At 60.1% G+C, this 16,878-nt stretch carries 14 protein-coding genes; 7 read left to right on the top strand and 7 right to left on the bottom strand.

The genetic code is table 11. From position 1 onward, the window contains the following. Positions 1-73: 73 nt before the first annotated feature. On the bottom strand, positions 74-865 hold the full coding sequence (locus tag HX815_RS22830; RefSeq protein ID WP_102368446.1) for a crotonase/enoyl-CoA hydratase family protein: 792 nt from the start codon (positions 863-865) through the stop codon (positions 74-76). 423 nt (positions 866-1,288) lie between these two features. On the opposite strand from HX815_RS22830, the gene HX815_RS22825 reads away from it, so the two are divergent. Next, positions 1,289-2,962, top strand: a complete 1,674-nt coding sequence (locus HX815_RS22825) for a DEAD/DEAH box helicase (protein ID WP_003209050.1) — start codon at positions 1,289-1,291, stop codon at positions 2,960-2,962. Positions 2,963-3,031: 69 nt separating this feature from the next. Here the strand turns inward: HX815_RS22825 and HX815_RS22820 are convergent, their stop codons facing one another. Then, on the bottom strand, positions 3,032-3,799 hold the full coding sequence (locus tag HX815_RS22820) for a class III extradiol ring-cleavage dioxygenase (RefSeq protein ID WP_003209052.1): 768 nt from the start codon (positions 3,797-3,799) through the stop codon (positions 3,032-3,034). Positions 3,800-3,901: 102 nt separating this feature from the next. Between HX815_RS22820 and HX815_RS22815 the strand changes: the two genes are divergently transcribed. Continuing rightward, positions 3,902-4,558 (top strand): thiopurine S-methyltransferase, encoded by a 657-nt coding sequence (locus tag HX815_RS22815; protein ID WP_177028924.1) that lies wholly within the window; start codon positions 3,902-3,904, stop codon positions 4,556-4,558. A gap of 51 nt (positions 4,559-4,609) precedes the next feature. On the opposite strand, the gene htpX is transcribed toward HX815_RS22815, so the two are convergent. Then, entirely contained in the window at positions 4,610-5,497 is an 888-nt protein-coding gene (htpX, locus tag HX815_RS22810) for a protease HtpX (protein WP_003209055.1), read from the bottom strand. A 314-nt stretch (positions 5,498-5,811) separates the two neighbouring features. Further along, the gene (locus HX815_RS22805; protein ID WP_003209058.1) at positions 5,812-7,023 is read right to left on the bottom strand and encodes a pyridoxal phosphate-dependent aminotransferase; all 1,212 of its coding nucleotides are present in this window, start codon (positions 7,021-7,023) and stop codon (positions 5,812-5,814) included. Between the two features lie 202 nt (positions 7,024-7,225). Here HX815_RS22805 and msrB point away from each other — a divergent pair, with 202 nt between their 5' ends. From msrB to HX815_RS22790, 3 genes are all read left to right on the top strand, one after another. Further along, positions 7,226-7,618 carry a peptide-methionine (R)-S-oxide reductase MsrB gene (gene msrB, locus HX815_RS22800; protein ID WP_087694771.1) on the top strand — a complete coding sequence of 131 codons (393 nt, stop codon included), beginning with the start codon at positions 7,226-7,228 and terminating at the stop codon, positions 7,616-7,618. A 131-nt stretch (positions 7,619-7,749) separates the two neighbouring features. Next, positions 7,750-8,235 carry a glutathione peroxidase gene (locus HX815_RS22795; RefSeq protein ID WP_003209061.1) on the top strand — a complete coding sequence of 162 codons (486 nt, stop codon included), beginning with the start codon at positions 7,750-7,752 and terminating at the stop codon, positions 8,233-8,235. Beyond that, on the top strand, positions 8,232-8,684 hold the full coding sequence (locus HX815_RS22790) for a MarR family winged helix-turn-helix transcriptional regulator (RefSeq protein ID WP_087694772.1): 453 nt from the start codon (positions 8,232-8,234) through the stop codon (positions 8,682-8,684). Before HX815_RS22795 ends, HX815_RS22790 begins: the two co-directional genes overlap by 4 nt. Here HX815_RS22790 and HX815_RS22785 read toward each other — a convergent pair. Then, a complete protein-coding gene (locus tag HX815_RS22785; protein WP_177028923.1) occupies positions 8,668-10,977 on the bottom strand; it encodes a response regulator in 2,310 nt (769 codons plus the stop codon). The genes HX815_RS22790 and HX815_RS22785 overlap by 17 nt on opposite strands. Positions 10,978-11,144: 167 nt before the next feature. Here HX815_RS22785 and HX815_RS22780 point away from each other — a divergent pair, with 167 nt between their 5' ends. Beyond that, positions 11,145-12,035: an ATP-binding protein gene (locus HX815_RS22780; RefSeq protein WP_003209065.1), complete on the top strand. Its 891-nt coding sequence runs from the start codon at positions 11,145-11,147 to the stop codon at positions 12,033-12,035. Continuing rightward, the gene (locus HX815_RS22775; RefSeq protein WP_003209067.1) at positions 12,032-12,514 is read left to right on the top strand and encodes a GAF domain-containing protein; all 483 of its coding nucleotides are present in this window, start codon (positions 12,032-12,034) and stop codon (positions 12,512-12,514) included. Before HX815_RS22780 ends, HX815_RS22775 begins: the two co-directional genes overlap by 4 nt. 44 nt (positions 12,515-12,558) lie before the next feature. Here HX815_RS22775 and HX815_RS22770 read toward each other — a convergent pair whose 3' ends face one another. Together HX815_RS22770 and HX815_RS22765 are read right to left on the bottom strand one after the other, a co-directional pair. Further along, positions 12,559-16,191 carry a transporter substrate-binding domain-containing protein gene (locus HX815_RS22770; protein ID WP_177028922.1) on the bottom strand — a complete coding sequence of 1,211 codons (3,633 nt, stop codon included), beginning with the start codon at positions 16,189-16,191 and terminating at the stop codon, positions 12,559-12,561. A gap of 8 nt (positions 16,192-16,199) precedes the next feature. After that, the gene (locus HX815_RS22765; protein ID WP_003209072.1) at positions 16,200-16,826 is read right to left on the bottom strand and encodes a response regulator transcription factor; all 627 of its coding nucleotides are present in this window, start codon (positions 16,824-16,826) and stop codon (positions 16,200-16,202) included. Between the last annotated feature and the right edge of the window lie 52 nt (positions 16,827-16,878).

Here is a 16,878-nt window from a genome sequence, read left to right as displayed (position 1 = left end):
TGTAAGAGCGGAACCAATAGTGGCCGTTACCTAAATAACGGATATGTACCCCGCCCCAAGCCCCCCTCCACAATCAACAGCCTTTAAAAACCCCAGGCCGCTTCTCGATCATCGCCCGTACACCTTCCTTGGCATCCTCACTATTCAGCAGTTTCTCCACCAAAACGGGCAACCCGGCCGCCGCCGCGGTCTCCCCCTCGATCCGTGCCTGGCGCGCCGACATCAGCGTGGCCTGCACCCCCAGCGGCGCCTGCTGGGCAATGCGGTTTGCCAGCGCCACCGCCCGGGGCAACAAATCCTCGCTGGCCATCACCTCCTGCACCAACCCCAACCGCAGCGCTTCATGGGCATCAAACTCATCCCCCGTGAGCAACCAGCGCATGGCATTCCCCCACCCCGCGATCTGATGAAAGCGCAACGTCGCGCCCCCAAAAGGAAAAATCCCGCGCTGCACTTCCATCTGCGCAAACCGGGTATTGCTGGCACACAGATTGATATCCGCCGCCAACATCAACTCGATACCAATGGTCAGGCAGTACCCCTGAGCCGCAACAATCACCGGCTTACTGACCCGGGGCCCCGCGAAAACGCCCCACGGATCACAACCACCCAACGGCGGTTGCCAGCCTTGTGCCATCGTGGGCCCCACATTGGCCAGGTCCAATCCGGCGGTAAAGTGATCGCCATGCCCGAAGACAATGGCCACCCGCGCTTGCTCATTGCGATCAAATTCGCCATACGCCAGGCTCAAATCATTGAGCAATTCCAGGTCGAACGCATTGCGCTTGGCCACGCGATCCAGCCCCAGCAACAGGATATGACCCTGCTGTTCACGGCTGACGCGGCTGTTGGTGGCTTGGTTCATGGGGTGTGCCCTCGGGCGCAAAGGGAGGTTTCGGACCGAAGGGCCCGCTGTTAAGGGTGAACCGTTTAAGCGTCATGACCAACAGGGCCGGGCCTTTGAAAAATAGACCCTGCTGCCTGGATGCGCAAAGCCTTTGATGCAGAGGCGTTTACCTGCGGTTTGCGATAAAAAAAGCTCCCTTTTTCAGCGATTTCCGGTATAGTGCGCGCCGGCCTTTAACCGGGCCGCGTTTAGGTAGCGCAATTCCCCGAAGTCAGCTTCGGCTGCACGTCCGCACAGCGGACTCTTCCTTGACGAATCTTTTTCATTCATTCGTTTTCGCAAATCCCCGCCGACAAAGCAGCCAGGGCGACTCTTGAGTCTCAACACGGCATGCGCAGCTTTGGAGCATGGGTCTTTGCGGATGCACTTAGAGGCAGACCCATGACCCAGGAAACCGGCGGCTTCGCCGCTTTTAATCTTAACCCGAACATTCTTGCTGCCGTCATCGCGACTGGCTACGAAGAACCTTCGGCTATTCAGCAGCAATCGATCCCGATCATCATGGCCGGCCAAGACATGATTGGCCAAGCGCAAACCGGTACCGGTAAAACCGCCGCGTTCGCCCTGCCAATCCTGCACTGCATCGATCCTGCCAAGCGCGAGCCGCAAGCCCTGATCCTGGCGCCAACCCGTGAGTTGGCGCTGCAAGTAGCAACCGCTTTCGAAACCTACGCCAAGCAAATGCCGGGCGTTACCGTTGTGGCCGTTTACGGCGGCGCGCCTATGGGCCCACAACTGAAAGCAATCCGTAACGGCGCACAGATCGTTGTCGCCACTCCGGGCCGTCTGTGCGACCACCTGCGTCGCGACGAAAAAGTGCTGTCGACCGTGAACCACCTGGTTCTGGACGAAGCTGACGAAATGCTCAAGCTGGGCTTCATGGACGACCTGGAAGTCATCTTCAAGGCACTGCCAGCAACCCGTCAGACCGTACTGTTCTCGGCTACCCTGCCACAGTCGATCCGTGCCATTGCCGAACGCCATCTGCGCGATCCGCAACACGTGAAGATCCAGACCAAGACTCAGACCGTTACCGCGATCGAACAGGCTCACCTGTTGGTTCACGCTGACCAGAAGACCTCGGCTGTATTGAGCCTGCTGGAAGTCGAAGACTTCGACGCCCTGATCATGTTCGTGCGCACCAAGCAAGCGACCCTGGACCTGGCCAGCGCCCTGGAAGCCAAAGGCTACAAAGCCGCTGCGCTGAACGGTGACATTGCCCAGAACCAGCGTGAGCGCGTGATCGACTCCCTCAAGGATGGCCGTCTGGACATCGTTGTGGCGACCGACGTTGCCGCTCGTGGCCTCGACGTTCCACGTATCACCCACGTGTTCAACGTTGACATGCCTTACGATCCAGAGTCCTACGTTCACCGTATCGGCCGTACCGGCCGTGCTGGTCGCGAAGGTCGTGCATTGCTGCTGGTGACTCCACGTGAGCGCCGCATGCTGCAAGTGATCGAGCGTGTAACCGGTCAGAAAGTTGCCGAAGTCCGCCTGCCGGATGCCCAGGCCGTTCTCGATGCGCGCATCAAGAAACTGACCAACAGCCTGTCGCCACTGGTGGCTGATGCTGAATCGACCCACGGCGATCTGCTGGACCGCCTGACTGCCGATATCGGTTGCACCCCGCGTGCCCTGGCTGCAGCCCTGCTGCGCAAGGCTACCAACGGTCAGGCCCTGACCCTGGCTGCCATCGAGAAAGAACGTCCACTGGTGCCGAACAACGCTCCGCGCGGTGATCGTCCAGAGCGTACTGGCGACCGTCCGGACCGTGGTGATCGTGAGCGTCGTGCTCCGGTTCCATTGGCTGAAGGCCGTGCTCGCTGCCGTACCGCGCTGGGCGCGCGTGATGGCATCGCTGCCAAGAACCTGCTGGGCGCTATCCTCAACGAGGGTGGCCTGGCACGTGAAGCAATCGGTCGCATCCAGGTGCGTGACAGCTTCTCCCTGGTGGAACTGCCGGAAGATGGCCTGGAGAAACTCCTGACCAAGCTGAAGGACACCCGCGTTGCCGGTAAGCAGTTGAAGCTGCGTCGCTACCGCGAAGATTGATCCGCCCTTGGGCTGATTGATCGAACATAAAAAATCCCCGACTGGTTCGGGGATTTTTTTTGCCTGCAATCAGGCGAAACGGTAGATGTCCATGCCCAGCGCACCCATGGTAAAGCCTTGGTGGGCTGCGCTGAATTCACCGCCGGCGCCCCGGGCGAAATACAGCGGCAGCAAATGCTCGTCGCTGGGGTGGCTGCGCACGGCATGAGGTGCCTGGCGACGATAGTCGTGCAGCGCGGCTTCATCGTTGGCTGCCAGTTTGCTGACCATCCAATCGCGAAAATCCCGCGCCCAAGGCTCGATGCTCTCCGGCCCGGCATGCCAGTCCAGTTCGCCGAGGTTGTGGGTAATGCTGCCGGAGCCGATCAGCAGCACGCCCTGTTCCCGCAGGCTCGCCAGTGCGTGGCCGACACGGGTTTGCAGGGCAGGGCCCATGCGGCTTGGCAGCGATACCTGCACCACCGGGATATCGGCCGCCGGGTACATCAGCGACAGGGGCACCCAAGTGCCGTGGTCGAAGGGGCGCTGATCATCAATGCGCGCTTCCAGGCCGTCAGCCTTGAGCAACTGCACGATTTGGGCGGCCAACTGCGGGTCACCGGGTGCCGGGTACTGCACCGCGAACAGTTCCCGTGGGAAGCCGCCAAAGTCGTGCCAGGTCTCTGGTGCGGCGCTGCCAGTCACGAGCAGCCCCTGGCTTTCCCAGTGCGCCGAGACCACCACAATGGCCTTGGGGCGTGGCAGCTCGGCTGCCAGGCGCTTGAGTGCCGGGCCACTGGCACCGGGTTGCAGGGCAAGCATGGGCGAACCGTGGGAGATAAACAGGCTGGGCAGCATGAGTAGGGTCCTGAGGGTTAAGATGGGACCATCTTCAATCAGATCATTGATCTAAATCTAATATAAGTTTTAGCGCTATTTGATCAAGTTTTAGGGTGAATCATGGAACCTGGATTTTGGCATGAGCGTTGGGCGCGCAATCAGACGGGTTTCCACTTGCCCGAAGTGAATCCTTACCTGCTGCGTCACTGGCCCGGCCTGGGCGTGGCGAACGGGGCGCAGGTGCTGGTGCCGTTGTGCGGCAAGAGCCTGGACCTGGTGTGGCTGGCGAGCATCGGGCATCGGGTGATCGGGGTCGAGTTGTCGGAAAAGGCCGTTGAAGAGTTTTTCAGCGAGCAGGAGCTGATGCCGCAGGTCAGCCAGCGCGGCGCTTTCAAAGTTTTCCAGGCGGGTTCCATCGAGCTGTGGTGCGGGGATTTCTTCGCCCTGGATGCCGGTGCCGTGGTTGGTTGCACAGCGCTTTACGACCGGGCGGCGCTGATTGCCCTGCCACCGTTGATGCGCGAGCAGTATGCGGCGCACTTGAATGGGATTCTGGCGGGAGGCAGTCGTGGCCTGTTGATCACCCTCGACTATGAACAATCGCAGAAGGCCGGCCCGCCGTTCGCGGTGAGCGATGAGGAAGTGCAATTGCTCCTGGGCGGCCGGTGGAGCCTGGATGTGCTGCAGGAGCAGGACATCCTGGGGGACAGCTGGAAGTTTGTTCAGGGCGGCGTCACGCGCCTGGACGAGCGGGTGTACCGGTTGGCCAGGCGCTGAAGAGCGCCCACAAAAAAGGGGCGATTGAATCGCCCCTTCTTCTTGTCGCTATCAGCCGCGACGACGCAGTGCGTCAATTCGCTCTTCCAGTGGCGGGTGGCTCATGAACAGGCGAGCCATGCCCTGCTTGATGCCACCGTTGATGCCAAAGGCGGTCAGGGTGTTCGGCATGTGCACCGGCAAGCCCTGTTCGGAGCGCAGGTGCTGCAGGGCGCTGATCATCGCGCCGGTACCGGCCAGGCGTGCGCCGGCTTCGTCTGCGCGGAATTCCCGTTTGCGCGAGAACCACATCACGATCGAGCTGGCGAGGAAGCCCAGTACCAGTTCGGCGAAGATGGTCGCCACGTAGTAGGCCATGCCCTGGCCCTGTTCGTTCTTGAAGATCACCTTGTCGACGAAGTTGCCGATGATCCGCGCGAAGAACATCACGAAGGTGTTCACCACGCCCTGGACCAGCGCCAGGGTGACCATGTCACCGTTGGCCACGTGGCCGATCTCGTGGGCCAGCACCGCCTTGATTTCGTCGGGCGAGAACCGCTCCAGCAAGCCCTGGCTGACGGCCACAAGGGCGTCGTTCTTGTTCCAGCCGGTAGCAAAGGCGTTCGCTTCATAGGCCGGGAAGATCCCGACTTCAGGCATCTTGATCCCGGCTTCGCGGGACAGTTGCTCGACGGTCTGCAGCAGCCATTGCTCATGACGGGTGCGTGGCTGGGTAATGATCTGGGTGCTGGTGCTCATCTTCGCCATCCACTTGGAGATGAACAGCGAGAAAATCGACCCGGCAAAACCAAAGACCGCACAGAAGATCAGCAGCTGATTGAGGTTCAGATCAACCCCGTTGGCCGCCATGATCCCATTGAAGCCGAAAAGGCTCAGCGTGATGCTGGCAATCAGCACGACCGCCAGGTTAGTGGCCAAGAACAGCAGAATGCGCATCATGGTTGTAGAATTCTCCTCATGCTTAATATGTCGCGTACTGCGGGGTATATAAGGTGCGGCATGGGGCTATTCAACCGGGGGACTATTTCAAACTGTGTCCTACAGCCTGAATGTAGAGCCTTGAAGGGAATTTCCGAGGCCTGGTGTGGCTCGGCAGCCTCGCCCCATTACCTTGCAGCCCTGTAATTATAGGGTGATGCCCGAGCAAGGGTGGAGCCGGCAGGCGTAAAAGGCGATACCGCCCGCGCAGGGCAGAGAAGTGTTGCCAGATAATCGCTGTACGACCACGGGTGGGCCGTACAGCGCAATGCCCATTACTGGCGATAGGACTTCAGGAAGTTGCCGATGCGACCGATGGCCATCTCCAGGTCATCCACCCGCGGCAGGGTGACCACCCGGAAGTGATCCGGCCACGGCCAGTTGAACGCCGTACCCTGGACCACCAGCAGCTTTTCCGACAGCAGCAGGTCGAGCACGAACTTCTCGTCGTTGAGGATCGGGCACACTTTCGGGTCGATCCGCGGGAACGCATACAGCGCCCCCATCGGCTTGACGCAACTGACGCCGGGAATCGCGTTCAGCAGTTCCCAGGTGCGGTTGCGCTGCTCCAGCAGGCGGCCTTGTGGCAGCACCAGGTCGTTGATGCTCTGGTAGCCGCCCAGTGCGGTCTGGATGGCGTGCTGGCTCGGCACGTTGGCACACAGGCGCATGTTGGCCAGCATGTCGATGCCCTCGATGTAGCTCTGGGCATTGTGCTTGGGGCCGGAAATGGCGATCCAGCCGGAACGGAAGCCCGCCACCCGGTAGGATTTAGACAGCCCGTTGAAGGTCAGGCACAACAGGTCCGGCGCCAGGGAGGCGGTGCAGATGTGCACGGCGTCGTCGTAGAGGATCTTGTCGTAGATCTCATCGGAAAACACCACCAGGTTGTGCTGGCGCGCGAGTTCGAGCATGCCCAGCAACACTTCCCTGGAGTAGACGGCGCCGGTGGGGTTGTTCGGGTTGATGATCACCAGGGCCTTGGTGTTCGGGGTGATCTTGGCCTTGATGTCGGCCAGGTCCGGGAACCAGTCGGCACCTTCGTCACACAGGTAATGCACCGGATGGCCACCGGCCAGGGTTACGGCGGCGGTCCACAGCGGGTAGTCGGGAGCCGGAACCAGCACTTCGTCGCCGTTGTTGAGCAGGGCCTGCATGGACATGACGATCAGCTCGGACACGCCGTTGCCCAGGTAGATGTCTTCGATGCCGACACCTTCAACCTGCTTCTGCTGGTAGTACTGCATGACGGCCTTGCGCGCGCTGAACAGGCCTTTGGAGTCGCTGTAGCCCTGGGCGGTAGGCAGGTTGCGGATCACGTCCTGGAGGATTTCGTCCGGCGCTTCGAAACCAAAGGGTGCCGGGTTGCCAATGTTCAGCTTGAGGATGCGATGGCCTTCCTCTTCCAGGCGTTTGGCGTGCTTGAGCACCGGGCCGCGAATGTCGTAGCAGACGTTGGCGAGCTTGTTCGATTTGCTGACCTGCATGGCGATGTGATCCTGAAAATGAACGATCCAGACGGTGTGAAGACTACCGTGCTGAGAATCCTGCGTTGGCCTGACCCATAAATACGTTTGAATGCCGGTAACGCGGGTGCCAGACTGGCGCTTTGAAGAGGCGCAATCATACGTGCCGCCTGATCCATGGAAAAGACACAGATCAGGCTTTTTCAGTTGCCGAGGTGTACCGATGGAAAAGTTGCAGAAAACCGTTGAAGAATGGAAAGCCATGCTCGACCCGGAGCAGTACAACGTGTGCCGCCTCAAAGGCACCGAGCGACCGTTCAGCGGCAAGTACAACGGCACCAAGACCGACGGCGTCTACCACTGCATCTGCTGCAATGAGCCGCTGTTCGATTCCAGGGCCAAGTTTGACTCCGGCTGCGGCTGGCCCAGCTTCTACGAGCCGATCGCCGAGCAGGCCATGGTCGAGATTCGGGATATCAGCCACGGCATGATCCGCACCGAAGTCACCTGCGCCAAGTGCGATGCGCACCTGGGCCATGTGTTCCCGGACGGGCCGCCACCGACCGGTTTGCGTTACTGCATCAACTCGGTGTGCCTGGACCTGGTACCGCGCTGAGCCGTCAGGCTCCTGCGGGCTTCGTGCCCGCAGGGGCCGTTATATCAAGGCATAAGTCCCGCCAATTAAATTGCACACAATTGAATTGCCTACTATCGTTCAGTCTTTCTTATCTCTGTAGAGGCACTGCCATGAGCGACAACCTGCTGAGCATCCCTTGCACCACCATCAAGGGTGAGCAAAAGACCTTGGCCGATTTCGCCGGCAAGGCGATTCTGGTGGTCAACACTGCCAGCAAGTGCGGCTTCACCCCGCAATACAAGGGGCTTGAGGAGCTCTGGCAGCATTACAAGGACCAGGGCCTGGTGGTATTGGGCTTTCCCTGCAACCAGTTCGGCAAGCAGGAGCCGGGCAACGAAGGCGCCATTTCGGAGTTTTGCGAGCTGAACTTTGGTGTCAGTTTCCCGCTGTTCAAGAAGATTGACGTCAACGGCAGCGATGCCCACCCATTGTTCGTACAGCTTAAAAAGCAGGCCCCGGGATTGCTGGGCTCCAAGGGCATCAAGTGGAACTTCACCAAGTTCCTGATCGGTCGCGACGGCCAGGTGGTCAAGCGCTTCGCCCCGACCACCAAGCCCCAGGACCTGACCCAAGAGATCGAAGCCCTGCTCAAATGACCGACCTGTCCCTGGCCCTCGACGACCAACTGTGCTTCAAGCTCTACGCCGCCTCCCGCGCAGTCACCCGGGCCTACAAGCCGATGCTCGATCAGTTGGGCCTGACCTATCCGCAATACCTGGTGATGCTGGTGCTGTGGGAATGGCAGGCTGCAGCGGTGTCGCAGCCTACGGTCAAGGCCCTGGGCGAGCGCCTGCTGCTGGATTCCGGCACGCTGACGCCACTGCTCAAGCGCCTGGAGCAGCTTACCCTGGTGCGGCGTCAGCGCAGTGCGCTGGATGAGCGTGAAGTGCACCTGAGCCTGACCGATGAAGGCCGGCACCTGCGCGACCGGGTGCAGCCGCTGAAGGCCCGCCTGTTGTGTGACAGCGGCGTTGATCTGAACCAGGCCGATGCCTTGCGTGACGGTCTGGATCAGCTGTTGCGCCAGATCAAAGACTTGTCGTAGTCGGCACCCACAGATCGAGCAAGGCCTTGAGTTCTTCCCGGCGAAACGGCTTGGCCAGGTAATCGTTCATGCCCGCAGCCCGGCAGCGCTCGCGTTCCTCGGACATGGCGTTGGCCGTCAAGGCGACGATCGGCAAGTCCGGCCAGCGCCCGCTGCGGCGGATCTGCCGACTGGCCTCATAGCCATCCATCACCGGCATATTGCAGTCCATCAACACCATGTCGAAGCTTTGCTCTTCCAGCAGCTTGAGGGCTTCACCACCGTGGGCGGCGACGATTACCTCGCACCCGAGCTTGCCGAGCATGCCCTTGGCCACCAGTTGATTGACCGGGTTGTCCTCCACCAGCAGGATGCGCGCCCGGTGGGCGAGGGGGCCGGTTTCCAGCTGGATCAGGTCCAGGACCAGGTCCGGATCGGTGCGCAAGTTGCGTTGCAGGACCTGGTACAGCGCGGTGCGGCTCAGGGGGCGGGCCTGTTGCTGCAAGGGGGCCAGGGCCGCGACTTCTTCGCTGGGCATGAAGTTGCCGTAGGCGGTTACCACCAGGATCGGGGCGGTGATCATCGGGCGCAGGCGGAACAGGCATTCGGGGCAGTCGGTGATCAGCAGGTCGGGATTCTGCCCGCTCAAGTCATCGTCGATGGAATAACAGCGCGGAGCCAGGCCCCAACTCGGCAGCAGGCTGGTGAGGAGTTCTGCCAGCCCGCTGCTGGTGCTGGTGATGGCGATTACATCTCCAGCCAAAGGCGCCAGGCGCACCGCCGGCAAGTGGGTCGGCAAGGGCAGGTCGGCACAGAACTGGCTGCCAAAGCCAGCTTCCGAGCTGATGCTCAGGCGGCCCTTCATGGCTTCGCACAGGTTGTGGGTCAGCGCCAGGCCCAGGCCTGTCCCGCCGAACTGGCGGGTGATGCCCGCACCGGCTTGGGTGAACGGCTGGAAAATCTTGACCTGGGCATCCTGGGCGATCCCGATACCGGTGTCGCACACCTCGATCCTGACCCGGCCGGCCTGGGCACTGAGGCGTACATCCACCCGGCCGAAACGCGTGAACTTCAGGGCGTTGGACAGCAAATTGCTGACAATCTGCCGTACCCGCGTCGGGTCGCCCAGCACCTGGGCGGGAAACTGCGGGTCGATCAGGCACGTCAGCTCCACGCTGGGCGCGGCGTTTTGCGAGAGCAGGTTGGCGGTGTCTTCCACCAGTGAACCGAGGTCGAACGGGATGCTTTCCAGTTCCAGTTGGCCGGCGTCGAACTTCGACAGGTCGAGGATATCGTTGAGTAGCTCCACCAGTACTTTGCCGGAGTCATGGGCGATCGACAGTTGCTGGCGTTGCTCGGCGTTCAGCGGGCTGTCGAGGGAGAGGGCGATCATCCCCAGCAGGCCGTTCAGCGGTGTACGGATTTCATGGCTCATGTTGGCCAGGAACGCCGCCCGTGCCTGGGCCATGCCCAGGGCCGTCATCTTCGCCGCTTCCAGCTCGTCGTTCGACAGCGTCAGCCGATGATTGATCGCCTTGAGCTCGGTGGTGCGGGCGGAGACGATGTCTTCCAGTTGGCCGAGGTATTCGGTCAGGCGATTTTCAGCATGCCGGCGTTGCTGGATTTCAGTCTCCATGTTTTCAAACTGTTGGTTGGCGACGTTGACCAGTACGCCGATCTCGTCGTGCTCGTGCCCCGGCGGGCAGTCCAGGCGCTCGTGCTTGCGTGAGCTCAGCTCGCGGATAATGCGCACCAGCGGCTTGGTCAGCATCACGTAGAAAAGCGCCAACAGAATGCCGGTGAGGATCAGGCTGCGGGCGAAGCCGTTGAGCAGGGTGATCTCGGCGCGGTGCAGGAAGCGGCTGCCGAACGCGTAGGTGTCTACGTCAAGACGCAGTACACCGAGGGAATCGTTGGGCATGTGGGCGAGGTAGAGCCGATCTTCGAATTGGCGGTTGGCGCCAAACAGGAAGTCGCTGATGGGCCGGTAGGTGCTTTCCTTGCGCGGGCGATGGACATCGGCCAGCACCAAACCATTGTTGTCGACCAGTTGTGCATGGGTGATGGCGGGGGAGTGCAGCAGGCCCAGCGTCAGTTCCTGGGCCAGCTCGGCGTCGATGTTGTAGGCGATGCGCGAAGCCGGGTTATGGCTGATTTCAATCAGCGCACGTATTTCCCGGTTGATGGAAGCGTCTTCGCTGGCATAATCAATCCCAATCTGTATCAGGCTGAGCAAGGTTCCCAAGACGAATCCGACCAGCACTGTCAGTCTGGCTTGTTTATAAGACAAGCGGTGGGCGAACTTGATATCCATCGGGTGCTGTACCACTTTACGTTTCCTTTCGCCCGGCAAGCATAGCTGAACATCCACAGGCTCAAACTTGCCCGGCATGAATCGATTTTATTCGGTGCAGCCCTGCACGGTCTGCCTCAGGGTTGCCAATACGCCATCTTTTACAAGAACTTGCCAGAGGAATAGTCGTGGATTCTCGATTGAATGCCTTTCTTGAGCGTGCCGACGCGGTACTGGCTCGCCTGGAGCCCTTGTTGCCTGCCCCGCGTGAAGCCGTTGACTGGAACCATTGCCTGGCTGCCCGTTGGCAGCGCGAAGGTCGCAGCGGCTTTTTATTGCCACTGGAAGTCAGCCTGGATATGCGCCTGTCCGACCTGATCGGCGTGGATAAACAGCGCGAACAATTGGCCCGTAACACCCAACAGTTTCTCGACGGCCTGCCGGCCAACCATGCGCTGCTCTGGGGCTCGCGCGGCACCGGTAAATCGTCCATGGTGCGCGCCTTGCTGGCCCAGCACGCCAAGGCCGGGCTGCGCCTGATCGAAATCGAGCGCGATCACCTGGCGGACTTGCCGCGGGTGGTCGAGCAACTGATCAAATTGCCACAACGCTTTGTGTTGTTCTGCGATGACCTGTCTTTCGAAGCCGGCGAGAGCGATTATCGTGTACTCAAGAGCGTACTCGACGGCTCCCTGGAGCAGGCGCCGGAAAACGTCCTGTTGTATGCCACCTCCAACCGTCGTCACCTGGTGCCCGAGAACCAGAGCGATAACGAGAACTGGAAGACCATAGACGGCGAGCTGCATCCCAACGAAGCGGTGGAGGACAAGATTGCCCTGTCTGACCGTTTCGGTTTGTGGCTGTCGTTTTACCCGTTCAATCAGGAGCACTTCCTGGATGTGGTCGAGCACTGGATCGGTGAGTTGGCGAGTAAGGCCGGTCTGCAGTGGCAACGCGATGAAGAGTTGGACATCCTCGCCGTGCGCTGGGCCACCGGGCGCGGTAATCGCAACGGCCGTTGTGCCTATCAGTTCGCCCGCTACTGGGTGGGCCTCAAGTTGTTGGAGCGTCAACCATGATTGATTTGCAACAGGCTGGAACCGGCCTCGATGGCTACGCCATGCTGCATGCGCAGCTGGAATCGCTGTTGGCGGATGAGCGGGATTTCATTGCCAATGCCGCGCAGTTTTCTGCGTTTCTGTTCAACCAGCTGGATGATTTGAACTGGGCAGGCTTCTACCTCAACCGCAATGAAGAGCTGGTGCTCGGGCCGTTCCAGGGGCAGATCGCCTGTGTGCGCATTCCGTTCGGTCGCGGTGTGTGCGGCGCGGCAGCGGCCTCGCGGCAAACCCAGCGGGTGGAAGACGTGCACGCGTTCCCGGGGCATATCGCCTGTGACAGTGCGTCCAACAGCGAGTTGGTCGTCCCGTTGGTCAAGGACGGGCGCTTGATTGGTGTGCTCGACCTGGACAGCCCATCGCTGTCGCGGTTTACCCCGCAGGATCAGGCCGGCATCGAGCAGTTGGCGGCGATTTTCCTGCGGTTGACCGATTGTTGATGGGGTGAGTCTCCTGCAGGAGCGAGCAAGTTCGCTCCTGCAGGCTATCGACAGTCCAGCACGTCCAGTTGCATCTGCAGCATCCTCTCCAGCTCAAGCATGGATTTCTCTATTGCCTTGATGCCCGCCTCGATAACGTGTGGTGTCTCGCGTTCGCCACACGCCTGCTCCAACGCTTCGCATTGTCCGGACAAGGTATCGGCCTGGATGATCCGGGCGGCGCCCTTGATCTTGTGGGCCTGGTCGATCAGGTCGCCGGGCGCGGCTTGCCGTGCCAGCATGGCCATCAGCTCGACCCGATCATTCCGGCTGCTGCTGAGCAACTCCTCGAGCAAACGCCGGCTCAATTGTGGGTCACCGCCCGTCATCGCGTCCAGGCTTTGCAGGGTAAACACGTTGCGGGTGGGCAGCGGATCGACCTGCGCCAGGTGCTGTTCCAGCGCAGTAAGACTGATGGGTTTGAACAGGCAGTCATTCATGCCGGCGTCAAAGCAGCGTTGTTTCTCCTCGGGCTGCGCGTTGGCGGTGAAGCCGAGTATCACGCACGGAGTTTTCTGCTCGCGCTCCTCATACTCGCGAATGGAGTGACTCAATTCGTAGCCGTTCATGATCGGCATATTGCAGTCGGCAATGACCAGGTCGAAGTGTTCCTGGCGCCAGGCCTGGAACCCCGCAGCACCATGATGGGCCGCGGTGAACTGATGCCCCAGGAAACCCAGTTGCTGGCACATCAGCAAGCGGTTGGCCGGATGGTCATCCACCACCAGCACGTTGAGCACTGGCGCCGGCGTGGCCGCGGCCGGTTCGAGCTTGTCTACGGCCTTGACCGGCGGCAGGCTGGTCATCTTCAGGCTGACGTGGACCTGGGTGCCTACCATGGGCACGCTGCTCAGGCTCAATTGCCCGCCCATCATGGCGCACAGGCTGCGACAGATCACCAGGCCCAGGCCGGCGCCGCTCCTGGCCAGGTGCCCGGAGTTGTCGGCCTGGGCGAACGGCTCGAACAGGCGTAGCTGGTCTTCGCGATTGATCCCGATGCCGGTGTCCTCCACTACCAGTTTCATCTCGATCTGTTGAGGTTGCCCGGTCGCCTTCAGCTGCACCTTGATCTTCACCTGCCCGCGTTCAGTGAACTTGATCGCATTGCTCACCAGGTTCGAGAGCACCTGCTTGAACCGCAGAGGGTCGATCAGTACGTCGGTATCCTCGACATCGGGGGTGAACTCCAGCACCAGGCTCAGGGTTTTCTGGCGCGCCAGGCCATCGAACACGCGGACCACCGACTCGATGACTTCGCGCAGGTTGACCCGCTCCGGGGCCAGGCTCAATCGACCGGACTCGATACGTGCAATGTCCAGAATGTCGCCGATCAACTCCAGCAGGTCCTTGGCCGAGTTGTAGGCGACCTCGATCGCAGGGCGATCAAGATGACCCTGATCGGCGCGCTTGAGTGTCAATTCCAGCATGCCAATGACGGCGTTCATCGGCGTGCGGATTTCGTGGCTCATGGTGGCCAGGAACGTGCTTTTCGCGCGATTGGCCTCGTCGGCGCGTTCCTTGGCGGCGCGCAACTCGTCGAACAACTGGCGCCGTTCGCTGATATCGATCCAGCCGCCAATGATGCCCTGGACCTCGCCCACGGAGTCGCGGTAGGGGAGGATCCAGTGGTAGATCGTGAGTTTTTTCCCGTGCACGTGCAGGGTGCGATCAAGGATCAACGGTTTACCCTCGGCCACTACCCGCTGGTAGTCGGCATGGTACTGCGCCGCCTCCGTCTCAAGGGCCATGCTCATCTGCGTGATGCTTTTGCCGATGACGTCTTCACGCTTGATGTCGAACGTCTGCAGGTAGCTGTCGTTGCAGGTCTGCAGATAGCCGTTGTGGTCGCGTACGTAGATCGGATGGGGCGTTTCATTGACCAGCGCCCGCATGAACTCGAACTGGTCGTTAAGGGCGCGCTCGGCCAGTTTTCGGTGCTTGATCTGGCGCTGCAGGTAGCCGTTCCAGGCCAGGGAAATCAACAGCAGCAGCCCGGTGCCGATGATGATCTGGGCAATCAGGCGATGGTAATTGCGCCAGTAGCCATCGGACGCTGCGTTGTAGCCGCGCCAGCGGCTGTTGATCGCCGCCATCTCATCCGGGGCGATACTCAGCAGTGCCTTGTCCAGGATCGAACTCAGCTCCGTGGCGTGTCGGGACGTCGCCAGGGCAAACGTCGCAGGCAACGTGCCGATGCTGGAACTGATCTGCAGTTTGTCCTGGAATGCCGGAGAAGAAAGCAGGTAGTTGGCGATCACCAAAGGGTTCACTGCGCCGTCGACTTGCCCCTGTGCCAGCAATTCCGATGCCTTGAAGGTATCCCCGGTTTCCACCAGGTTTATCTGGGCAAATGCCTGCTGCAGGAATTTTTCCAGCTGATTGCCCTGGGTAATCGCCAGGCGCTTGCCGGCCAGTTCTTGAAGGCTTGTGGGCGCGCCCGGCTCTTTACGGGTCAGTAATACGTAGGAGTTTTCCAGGTAGGGGCGGCTGAAGTTCAACTGGGACTCGCGCCCGGTACTGGGGGTAATTGCGCCGATGATGTCGGCTGCGCCGGTCTGCACCAGTTCCATCATGTTGGCGACGTCACGCACGTGTTGAATCTCGAAGCGCAGGCCGGTTCGCAGGCGGATCAGCTCCAGCAGGTCGGCGGTGATGCCTCGGAAGTTGCCGTCGGTATCAAAGAACGTCAGGGGGGCGAGGGTTTCATTGACCACCACCTTCACCACGGGGTTGTCCTTGAGCCAGCGCTCTTCGCGCAGGCTCAGTTGCAGCTTGCGGTCGGTCAGCAGAATGTCGCTGCCCGCACTCCAGCGCTTGGCGATGCTGTCACGTTCATAGGTTGATACGCCATCGAGCACTGAGTCGATGATACTCAGGAGAATGGGTTGATCCTTGCGCAAGGCGAAGCTGAACCCGTGGGCCTCGTGCTTGCCGAAGTTGGCCATGCGGATATTTTTCAGGTAGCCCTTGTTGATCATGTAGTGAGTGGAAATGGTGTCGCCCAGGAATACGTCAGCCTGGTCGAATGCCACGGCATTCAAGGCATTTTGATAGGACGGGTAGGCGTGGATGGTCGCCTTGGGGTACAGCGCCTGCACTTCGTCCATGGGCAGGTAATGGTAGACAAGACTCAGGCGCAGGCCGGCCAGGCCGTCGCCAAGGTCGCGGTTCTCACCTTCACGGGTCACCAGTACCGGCTGATCCACTGCGTAGGGCAGTGACAGGACGATGTCGGGATTCGCCGCTTCAAAACCGTTGGCAGACCCCAGAAAATCGATTTCGCCGTTTGCCAGCGCCTGGATCGCGGCTTCACGGGAGGAGTAGCGCAACACGGTGAGCGGTATCGCCAGTGTCCTGGCCAGCAGCCCGGCGTAATCGGCAGTCAGCCCTTCATAATCACGCCCGCTGGAGGTGATGTCGAAGGGCGGATAGTCGGGTGCAGAGGTGCCCAGTATCAGTTCCCGTTTGTTCTGCAGCCACTGGCGCTGTGTCTTGTTCAGGGGGGTGTCCAGTTGAACGGCACCGGCACGCCCCAGCAGGGCATATTGCTCGGGAACAGTTTGTTCGGCAGGCACGGAAGTGCTGAGGCACACCCCGATACTCAATATGATTAGATAGTCCTTTAATCGCCTGGGCATCCGATTTCTCACACTAGCGCGTTACGTTTTGCCATCTCGATAAGTTCTACCAAGGATTTGGCTTTCAGTTTTTGCATGAGCCTTTTTTTGTAAGTGCTGACGGTTTTGTTGCTGAGAAACATGCCCTTGGCGATTTCCTTGTTTGTCCGGCCTTGGGCAAAAAGTTGTAATACCATGAGTTCACGATCGTTGACGACTTTGAACAGTTCAAGCTCTTCATTGTTATCCGTTTCGTTAGTGCTGCCGTTAAGGGCCTGGCTCGGGAAGTAGTTGTAACCTGACAAGACCGCCCTGATGGCACTGAGCAGTTCGCTCAAGTCACCTTCCTTGCACACATAGCCATCCGCGCCGGAGCGCATGCACCGGGTAGCAAAGAGCTTGGGGGTCTGGGCAGTGAGTATCAACGTCTTGGTCGGCGTACTCATTGCGTTGAACCGGCACAGCACTTCCAGGCCATCGAGTTTCGGAATGCCGATATCAAGGATAATCAGGTCAGGCTGACACTCCTTGACCATTTGTATCGCATCACAACCGTTATCGGCTTCTCCCACTACTTTATAGCCTTCGTGTTCTAACAACATCCGAATGGCAAGTCGGATGACGGGGTGGTCGTCAATAATAAAAACTGAGTTCATGATCAAATTCCATACAGGCGAAAATAAAGTCGGCACATTAGCTCACATGGCA

The sequence above is a fragment of the Pseudomonas sp. E6002 genome (assembly GCF_013385565.1).
In the GTDB taxonomy this organism is placed as follows: domain Bacteria; phylum Pseudomonadota; class Gammaproteobacteria; order Pseudomonadales; family Pseudomonadaceae; genus Aquipseudomonas.
This window is presented reverse-complemented; position numbering and strand designations above follow the sequence as displayed.

What these genes read in the sequence shown, in the direction of transcription:
- HX815_RS22830 (WP_102368446.1), bottom strand. Translation starts at nt 865, where the DNA reads ATGAACCAAGCCACCAACAGCCGCGTCAGCCGTGAACAGCAGGGTCAT.
- HX815_RS22825 (WP_003209050.1), top strand. Translation starts at nt 1,289, where the DNA reads ATGACCCAGGAAACCGGCGGCTTCGCCGCTTTTAATCTTAACCCGAAC.
- HX815_RS22820 (WP_003209052.1), bottom strand. Translation starts at nt 3,799, where the DNA reads ATGCTGCCCAGCCTGTTTATCTCCCACGGTTCGCCCATGCTTGCCCTG.
- HX815_RS22815 (WP_177028924.1), top strand. Translation starts at nt 3,902, where the DNA reads ATGGAACCTGGATTTTGGCATGAGCGTTGGGCGCGCAATCAGACGGGT.
- htpX (WP_003209055.1), bottom strand. Translation starts at nt 5,497, where the DNA reads ATGATGCGCATTCTGCTGTTCTTGGCCACTAACCTGGCGGTCGTGCTG.
- HX815_RS22805 (WP_003209058.1), bottom strand. Translation starts at nt 7,023, where the DNA reads ATGCAGGTCAGCAAATCGAACAAGCTCGCCAACGTCTGCTACGACATT.
- msrB (WP_087694771.1), top strand. Translation starts at nt 7,226, where the DNA reads ATGGAAAAGTTGCAGAAAACCGTTGAAGAATGGAAAGCCATGCTCGAC.
- HX815_RS22795 (WP_003209061.1), top strand. Translation starts at nt 7,750, where the DNA reads ATGAGCGACAACCTGCTGAGCATCCCTTGCACCACCATCAAGGGTGAG.
- HX815_RS22790 (WP_087694772.1), top strand. Translation starts at nt 8,232, where the DNA reads ATGACCGACCTGTCCCTGGCCCTCGACGACCAACTGTGCTTCAAGCTC.
- HX815_RS22785 (WP_177028923.1), bottom strand. Translation starts at nt 10,977, where the DNA reads ATGGATATCAAGTTCGCCCACCGCTTGTCTTATAAACAAGCCAGACTG.
- HX815_RS22775 (WP_003209067.1), top strand. Translation starts at nt 12,032, where the DNA reads ATGATTGATTTGCAACAGGCTGGAACCGGCCTCGATGGCTACGCCATG.
- HX815_RS22770 (WP_177028922.1), bottom strand. Translation starts at nt 16,191, where the DNA reads ATGCCCAGGCGATTAAAGGACTATCTAATCATATTGAGTATCGGGGTG.
- HX815_RS22765 (WP_003209072.1), bottom strand. Translation starts at nt 16,826, where the DNA reads ATGAACTCAGTTTTTATTATTGACGACCACCCCGTCATCCGACTTGCC.